The organism is Neisseria sp. HMSC073G10 (genome assembly GCF_001812605.1).
Classification (GTDB): Bacteria; Pseudomonadota; Gammaproteobacteria; order Burkholderiales; family Neisseriaceae; genus Neisseria; species Neisseria subflava_A.
In genome coordinates this window covers 109,672-122,706 of the sequence record NZ_KV809536.1, presented here as the reverse complement: position 1 = coordinate 122,706, position 13,035 = coordinate 109,672, and the positions used below count along the sequence as shown (strand labels likewise).

General features: G+C 50.1%; 13 protein-coding genes. All 13 read right to left on the bottom strand.

The genetic code is table 11. The annotated features are described in order from the left end of the window. Window positions 1–22: 22 nt before the first annotated feature. A complete protein-coding gene (gene rapZ / locus HMPREF2865_RS08700; RefSeq protein WP_070646757.1) occupies window positions 23–877 on the bottom strand; it encodes an RNase adapter RapZ in 855 nt (284 codons plus the stop codon). Beyond that, window positions 858–1,820, bottom strand: a complete 963-nt coding sequence (hprK, locus tag HMPREF2865_RS08695; protein ID WP_070646756.1) for an HPr(Ser) kinase/phosphatase — start codon at window positions 1,818–1,820, stop codon at window positions 858–860. Before hprK ends, rapZ begins: the two co-directional genes overlap by 20 nt. 3 nt (window positions 1,821–1,823) lie before the next feature. Beyond that, the gene (ptsN, locus tag HMPREF2865_RS08690; RefSeq protein WP_039862228.1) at window positions 1,824–2,273 is read right to left on the bottom strand and encodes a PTS IIA-like nitrogen regulatory protein PtsN; all 450 of its coding nucleotides are present in this window, start codon (window positions 2,271–2,273) and stop codon (window positions 1,824–1,826) included. A gap of 269 nt (window positions 2,274–2,542) precedes the next feature. Then, window positions 2,543–3,463, bottom strand: coding sequence for a 4-hydroxybenzoate octaprenyltransferase (gene ubiA / locus HMPREF2865_RS08685; RefSeq protein ID WP_070584055.1), 921 nt, complete (start codon window positions 3,461–3,463; stop codon window positions 2,543–2,545). A 173-nt stretch (window positions 3,464–3,636) separates the two neighbouring features. Further along, on the bottom strand, window positions 3,637–4,131 hold the full coding sequence (locus tag HMPREF2865_RS08680) for a chorismate--pyruvate lyase family protein (RefSeq protein ID WP_070646755.1): 495 nt from the start codon (window positions 4,129–4,131) through the stop codon (window positions 3,637–3,639). Further along, window positions 4,121–4,777 carry a dethiobiotin synthase gene (gene bioD, locus HMPREF2865_RS08675; protein ID WP_070646754.1) on the bottom strand — a complete coding sequence of 219 codons (657 nt, stop codon included), beginning with the start codon at window positions 4,775–4,777 and terminating at the stop codon, window positions 4,121–4,123. The genes HMPREF2865_RS08680 and bioD overlap by 11 nt, the downstream gene beginning before the upstream one ends. Beyond that, window positions 4,774–6,063, bottom strand: coding sequence for an adenosylmethionine--8-amino-7-oxononanoate transaminase (gene bioA / locus HMPREF2865_RS08670; protein WP_070646753.1), 1,290 nt, complete (start codon window positions 6,061–6,063; stop codon window positions 4,774–4,776). The genes bioD and bioA overlap by 4 nt, the downstream gene beginning before the upstream one ends. A gap of 55 nt (window positions 6,064–6,118) precedes the next feature. Then, window positions 6,119–7,024 (bottom strand): DMT family transporter, encoded by a 906-nt coding sequence (locus HMPREF2865_RS08665; protein WP_049336442.1) that lies wholly within the window; start codon window positions 7,022–7,024, stop codon window positions 6,119–6,121. Window positions 7,025–7,219: 195 nt separating this feature from the next. After that, the gene (gene trpB / locus HMPREF2865_RS08660) at window positions 7,220–8,422 is read right to left on the bottom strand and encodes a tryptophan synthase subunit beta (protein WP_049322854.1); all 1,203 of its coding nucleotides are present in this window, start codon (window positions 8,420–8,422) and stop codon (window positions 7,220–7,222) included. 111 nt (window positions 8,423–8,533) lie between these two features. Beyond that, a complete protein-coding gene (locus HMPREF2865_RS08655; protein ID WP_070646752.1) occupies window positions 8,534–8,944 on the bottom strand; it encodes a hypothetical protein in 411 nt (136 codons plus the stop codon). A 4-nt stretch (window positions 8,945–8,948) separates the two neighbouring features. Beyond that, window positions 8,949–9,551, bottom strand: coding sequence for a DNA glycosylase (locus tag HMPREF2865_RS08650; RefSeq protein ID WP_070646751.1), 603 nt, complete (start codon window positions 9,549–9,551; stop codon window positions 8,949–8,951). A gap of 36 nt (window positions 9,552–9,587) precedes the next feature. Further along, window positions 9,588–10,208, bottom strand: coding sequence for a phosphoribosylanthranilate isomerase (locus HMPREF2865_RS08645; protein WP_070646750.1), 621 nt, complete (start codon window positions 10,206–10,208; stop codon window positions 9,588–9,590). Between the two features lie 403 nt (window positions 10,209–10,611). Continuing rightward, window positions 10,612–12,837, bottom strand: coding sequence for a DNA internalization-related competence protein ComEC/Rec2 (locus tag HMPREF2865_RS08640; protein ID WP_070646749.1), 2,226 nt, complete (start codon window positions 12,835–12,837; stop codon window positions 10,612–10,614). Between the last annotated feature and the right edge of the window lie 198 nt (window positions 12,838–13,035).

Here is a 13,035-nt window from a genome sequence, read left to right as displayed (position 1 = left end):
TGAGGCCGTCTGAAACGGCAAGTTAGCGTCCTGCCAAGCTTTGTGCCTGACGGTGGCGGACAAGGAGTTCGTAACGGCCTTTGAGGCGCTCGGCCAGTTTTTCCACAACATAAACGGAGCGGTGTTGCCCGCCGGTACAACCGATGGCAATCGTTACATAACTTCGGCTCTCTTGTTGCAGGCGCGGCAGCCAGCGGCTAATAAAATGGTCGATGTCATCAACCATTTCTTGAACCAACGGCTGCTGGCCCAAATAATCTTGAATAGGTTTGTCCATGCCGGTAAAAGGGCGTAATTCCGGATCGTAATACGGATTAGGCAGGCTGCGCATATCAAACATAAAGTCGGCATTATTAGGAGCGCCGTATTTGAAACCAAAGGATTCAAGAATAACCAGCAAGCCGACACGTTCAATATTGAGCCATTGTTGAACGGCATAACGCAGCTGCTGTGCGTTCATTTTGGACGTATCGATGCAATATGCGATGTCTCTAAGCGGGAAGAGCCACTCTCGTTCTTTTTGCAGGCTTTCCAACAAAGTCAGGTTTTGACCGGACAAAGGATGTCCGCGACGGGTTTCTGAGAAGCGGCGCACCAAAACGCCCTCTTCTGCTTCAACAAAAAGGACTTCGACCTGATGTCCTTCGTCACGTAAATATTGGATTTGCTCTTGCGCTTCTTGGATATTGATACCGGAACGGATATCAACGCTGACACCGAGCTGAGTTTCTTCGCCGCGTTCAATATGGTACAACACCAGCGAAGGTAACATTTCCAAAGGCAGATTATCGACGCAATAATAGCCTAAATCTTCGAGTTGTTTGAGGGCTACGGATTTTCCTGAGCCGGATAAGCCGCTAATCAGGACGATTTTCATGATTTTGTTCGTTTTCTTTGAGTTGTGTTTGATGGCGTTCGAGGAATTCTTTGGTGCTGTCTTTACCGCGCAATTGAAGGATGTAATTGCGTACTGCAGCTTCAACCAATACTGCTAAGTTTCGACCGATTGCAACAGGCAGGGTAACGGAACGGACGCTGACGTTGAGGATAGATTCAGTTTCGGTACGGATGCTCAATCGATCGAGTTGTTTCATGTATCCGTCGTCGGCCGGAACCAAATTAATAATCAGCTGGAGGATTTTTTTCGGACGGATGGAGGTTTCGCCAAAAATATGGCGGATATTGAGTATGCCCAAACCGCGTACTTCGAGGAAATCACGCAGCATAGGCGGACAACGGCCTTCCAGCATTTCCGGGCCGGTACGGAAGAGTTCGACTGCATCATCGGCGATCAGGCTGTGGCCGCGCGAAATCAGCTCCAATGCCAATTCGCTCTTACCCAAGCCGGATTGTCCGGTAATGAGTACGCCCACTTCAAATACATCCAAAAATACGCCGTGCTTGATGGTGGAAGCAGCCAATGTACGTTGCAGATAAATCCGCAAAACGTCCATCAGGTGCGGGCTTTCCTGTTTGGAAGTCAGCAAGGGGATACTGTTGGTATGGCAATAATCGCGTAATTTGGGCGAAACTGGCAAGCCGTTGGCGACGATGACCAAAGACATGGGGATATCGAAAAGCTCGCCGAAATCATAGTTGAGCTCACCCGATTCCAGACGGCGTAAATATTCGGCTTCGGCTACGCCGACAACTTGAATTTGGTTGGGATGGATAAAGTTTAAGTGGCCGACCAAGGCCAAGACGGGTTTATCGGCTTCGACACCGATACGGTTGTCCGCGCCGGAATTACCGGCAGCCCAAGCAAGTTCGAGTTTGTGCTGATTATCGGAAAACAGGCGGCGGACGGATATGCTGGGCATGAATTACTCTTCGGTCAGGAGTGTGCGTACTTCTTCGGCAGAAGTCGCGGCCATCAATGCTTCACGGATGGCTTTTTGAGAGAATCTGCCGGCCAATTTGGACAAGACTTCCAAATGTTCGCCGGTAGCGTTTTCAGGCACAAGCAGGATGAAAATCAGGGAAACGGGTTTGCCGTCGGGCGCATCAAAGGCAACAGGCTCTTTGGTGCGGATAAACGCACCGGTGGCTTTTTTCACGCATGCGTGACGGCCGTGAGGAATCGCCACCCCCTGCCCCAAACCGGTCGAACCAAGCTTTTCACGGGCAAACAGGCAGTCGAACACGTTGGTATTCGGTAATTCTGCTTCATTCTCCAGCAGCTGGGCGGCCTCTTCAAACAGGCGCTTTTTGCTGCTGACTTCCAAATCCAAAACGATATGGGACAAAGGTAAAATTTCGCCGATCAGGCTCATGTGTATCTCTTTTAAATGTCGCAAAACAATGGGATTGTACCGATTGTCGGTGCAAATCTCAATCCTGAAGGCGTAATTTACACTCGCCCTGCTAACATTTTCCATGTTGTTTTTGATATTTTTTAACAAGCTAAAAATAATCCAACTGTTTGCTTATATTGAATTTAAAGTAAAAATGCTATCACTGGCCAAACTATGATTCAAATGAAAAGGGGTATGTTCGGCATACCCCTTTTCCCTTTCTTTTCAGACGGCCTCAACCTAGTCTTTTAAAACAGTTTGGAAACCAAAAACAACCAGAAATAATGGCAGACCAATCCGCAAAACCACGCTAAACCGATGCGGTTGTTGGCCAAAAACGTTTGGAAGCACAACTGGCGATTGCGCGTACGGATGACAACATATTGCTGATACTGCCAATAAACAGTTATCGGCAATATCAACCAATACGGCCAAGTTGCACCGATTTTAATACCCAACACCGCCATCAATACCGTAAACCAAAAATGGCAAAGCATAGAGGCAGTAATGTCGTGATGGCCAAATGTGATTGCCGAAGTTTTAATGCCGATTTTCAAATCGTCTTCTTTGTCCGCCATGGCATAAATTGTGTCGTAAGCCAACGTCCATAAGGCATTGGCGGTAAACATCAGCCACGCTTCGGGAGGCACTCGGCCTTGCACGGCGGCAAAGGCCATAGGAATGCCGAACGAAAATGCCAGTCCTAAATAAAACTGCGGCAACGGGAAAAAGCGTTTGGTAAAGGGATATGTGATGGCAAGGAACAAGGCCGGAAGGCTCATCAGCCAAGTAAAGCGGTTGAGCTGCACCAAGCATAAAGCCGCCATCAGACACAGCATGACGGTCAAAAGCAGCGCTTCGATTTTAGAAACCAAACCTTTGGCAAACGGGCGGTTTTTGGTGCGCTCTACTGCACCGTCAAAATTGCGGTCGGCAAAGTCATTCACCACGCAACCTGCGCTGCGCATCAAAAATGTGCCTGCGCTAAAGGCAATAAAAATATCCGCGTCGGGAACACCTTTAGACGCAATCCACAATGCCCAATAAGTCGGCCACAGCAAAAGCAGTGTGCCAATAGGTTTGTCGATACGCATCAGTTTGGCGTATATCACCATCCGTCCGACAGCGTAACGCGGTAAAAATTGTAGGAAAAATCGCCTTATGTTCATTGATGTAATGTGTCGTTGTTTATGTGTCGATTCGGAAGGAACGGTTTTTTAGAGCCTTAGCTCTTATTATAATGTATTGCCGTCTGAAATTAAACAGATCTTAACAATTTAATTTATTGTATTATAACAGAATTATGACAAACATCGGTAATCGGTTTTATTTTCAGACGGCCTTAGCGGTATAAATCTATTAATTTCAATAAGAAATATTCTGTTAATTCCAATATTTCGCCGTTCCAATCGAAATACGAACGGCGCGCGGTAATAGGCCGTCTGAAAGATGGATGGTCTAAATCTTCAAAACGAAGAAACTCAAAATCCGAACGTTTCAACGGCAATGTACCGTCAAACAGGCGCTCACCCAAAGGCTGCGTTCCGCAATCCAATAATTCTGTCCATAGACGGCTATCCGGTCGGCACGCACTTCTGGCTTGTATCACTGTTTCGCCGTCCAGTTTCAGCAAAACATCGCGCACAAAGATTTCGTCTCCGTTTTCCACACCCTTCGTCAAACCCAAATACACCGGCTCGACTGAAAAATCCTTGCCGGATGCGCGCAGAGCGGCAGTTAGCGAAGAAGCGGTCAGCAGATGTCCGGCCTTAGACGACAAAAGACTTGAAGCTTCGACATATGAACAAAGCGTGCCACGCGGTATATCAAGCTCCATCTGACACCTCTGTCTTGGCCAACTCCTGCCATTGGGCTTCGGGAAACTCATCTTTCAGACGGCCTTTAAGGTATTCCAAGGTATCGCCGGCAACGGTCTCATCTTTGCTGTCGTGAATATGGTTGAAAATCAGGCTGTGCAACTGGATGCCGTATTGTTTAAGCGCGGAAAAGCTGAGCAGGGTGTGGTTGATGCTGCCGAGCCGTCCGCTGGTAACGAGGATGACGGGATAAGCCTGTTGCTTAATATAATCAATGGTCAACAAATCTTCCGTCAGCGGCACCATCAATCCGCCCGCGCCTTCGACCAAGACGATTTCGTATTGCGTCGCCAATTCTTGAGTGGTGGTACGGATTTTGTCCAAATCCAAAGCCCTGCCGTCAAGACGGGCGGCGAGATGGGGCGAGGCGGGATAGCCGAAGATTTCGGGCATGGTCAGCCCTTGCTTGTCGGCTTCCTGCATGGGTATGTCCATGATTTTACGGTGGACGGCGATGTCTTCAGCGATGTCTTGGCAACCAGTTTGCACAGGCTTTTGCGTGATTACGCTTTTGCCCTGCTGCAACAATTGTTTTGCCAACACGCCGGTGGCGACGGTTTTGCCGATGTCCGTATCAATGCCGCTGACGAAGTAAACGCCTTTCATTTGCTGTGTTCCTTCAAAATTTGTACGGTTTTGTCGGCAAGTTCGGTCAAGAGGTCGTCTGAAATAATGTAAGGTGGCATGAGATACACCAGCCTGCCGAAGGGGCGCACCCAAATGCCCTGCGCCACGCAATCCGCTTGAAAACGCACCATATCTACGCCTTTTTCCAGCTCAATTACCCCGATGGCACCCAAAATGCGCACATCTTTCACGCCGCGAATGTCCCATGCGGTTTTCAGACGACCTTTTAAGATACTTTCGATGCGGCGGATATTTGCCTGCCAATCTTGGGACAAAAGCAGTTTGACCGAAGCGCAGGCAACGGCACAGGCCAGCGGGTTCGCCATAAATGTCGGTCCGTGCATGAACACGCCCGCTTCGCCGCGCGAAATCGTTTCGGTAACTTTTTGCGAAGTGACTGCCGCCGCCAGCGTCATATAGCCGCCGCTCAAACCCTTGCCGATACACATAATATCCGGCACGACATTCGCGTGTTCGCAGGCAAACATCTTACCTGTGCGCCCGAAGCCGGTGGCGATTTCGTCAAAAATCAACACGATATCAAATTCGTCGCACAAATCGCGCAACCCGCGAAGATACTGCGGATGATAAAAATACATGCCGCCCGCGCCCTGCACGACCGGTTCCAAAATAAAGGCGGCGATATCCGCATGATGCGCTTCAAACAAGGCGCGGACAGGCTGTAAATCCACCTCGTCCCATTTATCATCGAAACGGCTTTTCGGATTATCGACAAAATAACGCTGCGGCAGAGCGCTGCCGAAAATATGGTGCATCCCCGTTTCCGGATCGCAGACGGACATCGCGTTCCAAGTATCGCCGTGATACCCGCGCCGCACCGTCGCGATATTCTGCTTCGCCGTCAAACCCCGCGCCTGCTGGTATTGCACCGCCATCTTCAGCGCGACTTCCACCGAAACCGAACCCGAATCCGCATAAAAAATACGGTCCAAACCCTGCGGCAAAATCCCGACCAATAATTTGCCCAACGCCACCGCCGGCCCGTGCGTCAAACCGCCGAACATCACATGCGACATCTGTTTAATCTGCGCCTCAACCGCCTGATTCAAAACAGGATGATTATAGCCGTGTATCGCACACCACCAAGACGACATCCCGTCAATCAGCCGCGTACCGTCCGCCAATTCGATGTGCACGCCCTCCGCACGGTGCACCGGATAAACAGGCAACGGGTCGGTCATGGACGTATAGGGATGGAGCAGATGGGCGCGGTCGAAATCGAGCAGGGAAGACGGTTCGGACATATTCTTTTTAAAGACAGATTGACAATTTTCGTTATTATATAACATCTTTACCTTTTCAGACGGCACGTCTTCCGTACTGCATCAACGCCAATCCGCCCACTGCCGCCAAACAGCCGGCAACCAAGGAAATATGCAATGCCTCGCCCAAAAACCAAGCGGAACATAAAATGCCGAATACCGGCACCAAAGTAATGTACGCCGCCGCGCTGCCGGCACCCAAAGTCTTTACGCCTTCAAAATACCACGCATAGCTCAAAACCGTTGCGCCGACAGACAGGCCAATCAAAGCAAACCAGCCCCTGCCGTCCATTTCGGCAAGCATACCAAACGGCAGGCCGTCTGAAATCAGCGCAGGCGGCAGCAACATCATTGCACCCAACCAAGCGGTGGCCACAGTGACCGTCAGCGCATCAATCCCCTGCAACACCGCCCTGCCTATCATCGTATAAGTAACCAAACAGCAAAGGCTGCAAAACACCAGCACTTCGCCCCACCCTATGCCGCCGCCCGACAAAAATGCCGCAATCTCGCCATGCGTGACCGCCCATATCGAGCCTGCCACTGCCAACAACATACCCGACACAATCTTGCCGTTGAGCTTCTCGCCAAACAACAAAGCCGCAAAAAACATCGTCAACACAGGATTGAACGTGACCAACACCGTCGCCCTTGAAGCAGGAATCCGCTGCAAACCCAGCATAGACAACACAGTAAAACCAAATACCCCGAATGCCGCCGCCAGTGCCAATCCAAGCCATTGTTTGCGCGACAAAACCGCCAAAGTACGCAACCGATACCGTGCAAACAGCCAGCCCAAAAGCAAGATTGCCGCCGTTAAAAAGCGCAGCATACCACCCGTTAAAGGCGGCAGCGCCTGTCCCAACATCCTCCCCATCGGCCAAGATGCGCCCCAAAACGCTGCCATGCCCAATAGTTTTAGATGGATTGCCAAATGTTTCATAATAAATGGATAACTTGGATAATCGGTTTAGAAAGCGTACACGCGCAGTTTGGAAGGATAAATTTCCTTAGCCGCCGATACTTGATAGAGTTTGCGCAGATAAAATACTACGCTGAATCATTACGGAAACAAAGGCCGTCTGAAAGACTGAAACCCAGCTTTTTCAGACGGCCTTTACTGCTCAATCAATAAGGCTTACAACTCAATGCCTTTGAGTTTTGCCACGGTGTTAATGTCTTTATCGCCGCGACCGGAGAGGTTGACCAAAATCACTTGGTCTTTGCTCATTTTCGGCGCGTTTTTCACCGCCCAAGCTACGGCGTGGCTGGATTCCAGCGCAGGAATAATGCCCTCGAAACGGCAGAGCAAATCAAAGGCTTCGAGTGCTTCGTCATCTTTGGCAACGGTGTATTCCACGCGGTTGATGTCGTTCAAATGGCTGTGTTCCGGACCGATGCCTGGGTAGTCCAAGCCTGCGGAAACGGAGTGCGTACCCAGGACTTGGCCGTTTTCGTCCTGCATCAAATAGCTGCGGAAACCGTGCAATACGCCGATAGGGGCTTTGCTGGTAATCGGTGCGGCGTGATCTGGTGTATCCACGCCCAAACCGCCGGCTTCTACGCCGACCAAACGCACGTTTTCTTCTTCGATATAGGGATGGAACAAACCGATGGCATTCGAGCCACCGCCCACGCAGGCAACGGCAACGTCAGGTTGGCGGCCGATGGCTTCCAACATTTGTTCTTTGGCTTCATTGCCGATCACGCATTGGAAATCGCGTACCATTTCGGGATACGGCGCCGGCCCTGCGGCAGTGCCGATGATGTAGAATGTGTCGTCCACGCGCGCAACCCATTCGCGCATGGCTTCGTTCATCGCGTCTTTCAAAGTGCGGCTGCCGCTGTCGACGCTGACCACGTTCGCACCCAATAATTTCATGCGGAACACGTTGGGCATTTGACGTTGGATATCGTCTGCGCCCATGTACACATCGCAAGTCATGCCGAAGCGTGCGGCAACGGTGGCGGAGGCCACGCCGTGCTGACCCGCGCCGGTTTCGGCAATCACGCGTTTTTTACCCATGCGGCGGGCGAGCAATGCCTGACCGATGGTGTTGTTGACTTTGTGCGCGCCGGTGTGGTTCAAATCTTCACGCTTCAGCCAGATTTGTGCGCCGCCCAAATGCTCAGATAATCGCGCGGCATGGTAAACAGGGCTGGGACGGCCGACATAGTGTTTCAAATCATGGCGGAACTCTTCCCAAAATGAAGGATCTTCTTTCGCTGCTTTATAGGCTTCTGCCAATTCTTGCAAAGCAGGAATCAGGGTTTCGGAAACGTACAGGCCACCGTGTTCGCCGAAAAAGCCGTTCTCGTCGGGAGCGTGATAATTTTTCATGGGATTTTTCCTTGTTCGTTTTATGGTTTCAGACGGCCTGATTCAGTACAAGGCCGTCTGAAAGTAAAATTGTCAGCAATTATAGCCGTTTTCCATTCATCTTGTCGGCAACTAATTGAATAATAATATCAGCAGACAAAATAGGAATAACAGCGTACAGCTCGATGTTGCAACTAATGCCGTACCCAACGGAGGCGCGATATATTGTTCTTCGTTTTTACTTCTCAGGCATAGTTTTAATACCAACATCCCCAGCCACAGTGCCAGCAACCAACAACCCAGAAAGTTAAGCACAAGCAAAGCAATAATCAACTCATTGGTATTTATAGTGCTTATGTTCAAAAATATCCAATTAAGGCCGTTAACAGACATAATGACTGCAGATATTTGTATCACATACAAAAGCGTTCCGCCCAGCAATACCTTTATATGCCATTGTTTGGCCTTCAGCCACACTGAGACGACATTAAAAAGCCACCACAAAGCCATAAACGCCATTAAAGAGATTTCATAACGATCCATCGCCTTACTCCTGAAAAACAGTCAATCCAGCCATTTCAAAAAAAGCCCGATACGCCGCCGCTTTTTTCGCCAAACTCAAAGGATAGGCACGCGAAGTCGAAGGCAGGCGCGTCAGGGTCAAATCACGTCCAGCATAGGGAAACGGCACTGTTTCGCCGGTCTTCGGCATCTTCATGCCGCTGCCTTGAATCTCCAACAAAACTTCGGTTGCCTTACCGCCGGTAGTGCAAAGATGGAGACACTCGGGCATTTGCACCAAGACTGCCGCCAAATCGACGGTTTCTATCACTTTTAAAAACTTATCCGAAGCATTGCCATGTTCGCGTATTGCCTTCAACACGGTCGGACAGGATGCAATTCCCTTCTCACTCAAAAACGCTTTGATTTTATCGGCATCAAACGCCTTTTCGCCCTGCTTTTGAAAATGAGCCGCATCGCCGAAAAACACCAGCCCATACACACGCCACATATCATTTTGAAAATTCGGATAATGAAACTGCATCGCGTGTTTTTCTTCTTTAGGCGGAAACGTCCCCATCATCATGACTGTTGCCTGCGGCGGCAACAAGGCTGCGAAGGGGTGGGACTCGACGATTGGCTCTTGCATAGCTGTATTCCGGTTGCTTTGAATTCAAACAAAATTTCAGACGGCCTTTACTGCCTGAATAAACGCCGCCATTTTCTCCCTGCTCTTAACCCCGCCGGAGATTTCCACGCCGCCGGACACATCCACCGCCGCCGCGCCACTGATTTTTACCGCTTCGGCAACGTTTTCCGCAGTCAATCCGCCGGCAAGTATCCACGGTTTGCCGATATTGCCGTGCAACATGGTCCAGTCAAAACTTTGTCCCGTACCGCCGTATTCAGTCGGATGATAGGCATCAAACAACAAGGCGCGGGCATTCGGAAATTTGGCACAGGCCGTCTGAATATCGGCAGCGGACTGTACGCGCACGGCCCTCAAATACGGGCGGTCAAACCGACGGCAAAAATCATCGTCTTCATCGCCGTGAAACTGAATCACATCTATCGGCACCTGACGCAAAATCTCGCGGATGGTTTGCTCGTTTTCATTCACAAACAAGGCCACCACCGATACAAACGGAGGCAGGTTTTTCACAACCGCCTGCGCCTGCTCAATATTCACTGCCCGTTTACTCTTGGCGTAAAACACCAGCCCGATGGCATCCGCGCCCAATTCGGCAGCGGCCAGCGCGTCTTCAGGTCGGGTAATACCGCAAATTTTGGTGCGTATGGTGTTCATGGGGATTGCCTTTTTAAACAGATGGGTTGGATATTATATAAGTTTAAGGCCGTCTGAACATGAAATATCAGGTGCAAACGGCCTTAAACTTTAAAACAACCATCAGCCGATAATATTGGCGGCTGTCAGCTGCGCAGCGTCTTCATTATAGAAACGCACAAACTCTGTGCTGCTTTCAGCTCCCACTTGATATACAGAACATCATGCTGATAATTACTAAGAACTTTGTGATTATTACCCTATTTTCAAATTGCCTATTTTTTCATCACGATTAATTTATTCTTTATTATCAAATATCAAACCAAACTATCCACAATTGGATTCACACAAAATTTGGATAATGCCCGTCAATAAAAAATATTAAGGCCGTCTGAAAAATCTATCAGACAGCCTTTTATCCTTTTTACTCAAACGGTTTCTTCTGCCAATAAAACTTATCCTTTTTCAGACGGCCTTGAAATATATCGTCCTGTCCCAAAGCAAACACCAACGCTCCTGACAAATCCGTTCTCAACAAAGTAATACCATGCGCGCGGACACGATTTTGTACGGCAACGGTCGGATGTTTGTAGGCATTGGCATAGCCGCTGGATGCCACGGCATATTGTGGCGAAACCGTATGCAAAAAGCTGCCTGACGAAGCCGTGCTGCTGCCGTGATGTCCCAATACCAACACTTGACTATACAGCGCATTGCCGTATTTCTCAATCAAACCTGCCTCGCCCTTCACGCCCAAATCGCCGGTTATCAACAAGGCTTTGCCGTTTGCTACGACACGCAATACGCAGCTTTGGTCATTATCTTCCTTACCTGCATTTTCAGACGGCCTGAGCAACTCGAAATCTACGCCGTCCCATTGCCATTTGTCTTCTTGGCAAAACTCTGCATTCGGATAAAACTCAGGTTGTCCGGCAAGCAATTTATCGGTACCGACAGCCGCTACACTTTGAAAACCGCCGTCATGGTCAATATCATGGTGCGACAAAATCAGGCTGTCCAAACGGCGCACACCCATAGCGTTCAAACTCGGCACAATACCTGTTTGCGCCACTTGCTCCGTTCCCGTATCAAACAAAAGATTGCGGTTGCGCGTTTGTATCAACACCGACAAACCTTGCCCTGCATCCATCACTGTAACTCTTGCCACTCCCTCCTCCAGCTTGGCAGGACGGTAAAACACAAAACCCAATAAAACCAGACATGCCCAAGGTTTTAAGCCCATTCCTTTAGGCAGCAATAACAGCAAAGCCGCCATCATCGCCAACACCAGCAAAGGCACAGGCGCCACTGCGACGGCAAATTCAGGCGATACCGTAGCCAGCCATACCAAACCACGCAAAGTATATTCCGCCAGAAATGCCGCTACCAACTGGACAAGTTCAAAAGAAAAAACCGAACCCAGCAAAGCCAACGGCGTCAACACCCAAGAAAACCAAGGAATAGCCAGGGCATTAACCAACGGACTGAGCAAAGGTAACGAAGCAAACAAATAGGCCAGCAATACCACCGACAACACCGTTGCCGCCCATTGCCCCCGTACAGCCAACCGCCAGCCCGACTCTTTCAGACGGCCTGATGACGCCCAAATCAAAGCAGCAACCAAACCGAAAGACAACCACGTTCCCACGCCCAATACGGCCAACGGGTCCAACAACAAAACAACGGCCAAAGCCTGCCACCATGCCGTCCAACCCGAGCCGCCACTGCCGCGCCACCATGCCCACGCAAACGCAGCCAACATCAACACACTGCGTTGCGTCGGCACGGAAAAACCGGCCAAAAGCGCATAAAACAAAGCCCCGGCAACACCACCAGCCAATATCCACACACGCGGTTTTGCCGGAATCCACGGCGAATAACGAAAAATTCGCTTAATCAGCCAGGCAAACAATACCGCCACCATCGTTACATGCAAGCCCGAAATACTGACCAAGTGCGTCAGCCCCAAAGGCCGGAATGCCTGCCACAAAGGCGGCCGCAACGCCGATTGCTCACCAATACTCAAAGCACGCATCAGCCCTATGCCGTCTGAAAACTCAGGATATTTGTCCCCTATTCTCTGCCAACTTCGGCTTACCGCATCACGCATATTAGCCAAACCAAAACCACCGCCTTGCCGCACAAGTTTCCTGTCGCGCCCCAAAGTACCCATGCCGTCGATACCATTGGCCAAAGCCCATGTTTCACGGTTCAAACCGCGCACATTCACTTCACCGATTACCGGCCTTACCCGCGCCGATACAGACCACCGACTGCCCACCATCCAATCGCGCCGCTGATAATCCGACAACATCAAATCAAAAGCCTGCCCACGCTCATCCCAAGCCCTTGCCGCAAACTGCACGCGCCGACCATCATCACGCGGCATATCCGCCACTTCAACCATCAAAACTTTAGCCGCCACCTCCCCTACAGGCCATTGCCCGGCCAACACCAGCCCTGTCCGCCACACACCAAACGCCATGCCCATGCAGACGGCCAGAGCCAACCAAGCCACAGCAAATTTTCGACATAACGCAAGCGCGCCAATGATTACAGACAACCAAACCCACCATGGCGGCACAAACGGCAACGCAAACGAAAGCACTACCCCAACCACCCAAGCAGGCAACACAAACCGCCACGCCATGAACGTTTCCCTTAAATTATGATTATTAGATGCGTAATAATAAATGCTTTTAGTAGATTATGACAAACGCCAACCTGCATGAGCAGATAAAAAGAGAGGTTCAAATCATTTCAAAACCGATAAATGCAAAAAAGCGCAATCTGAAACAGATTGCGCTTTTTTATAAACTGGCACGCCCACGGGGAATCGAACCCCGGT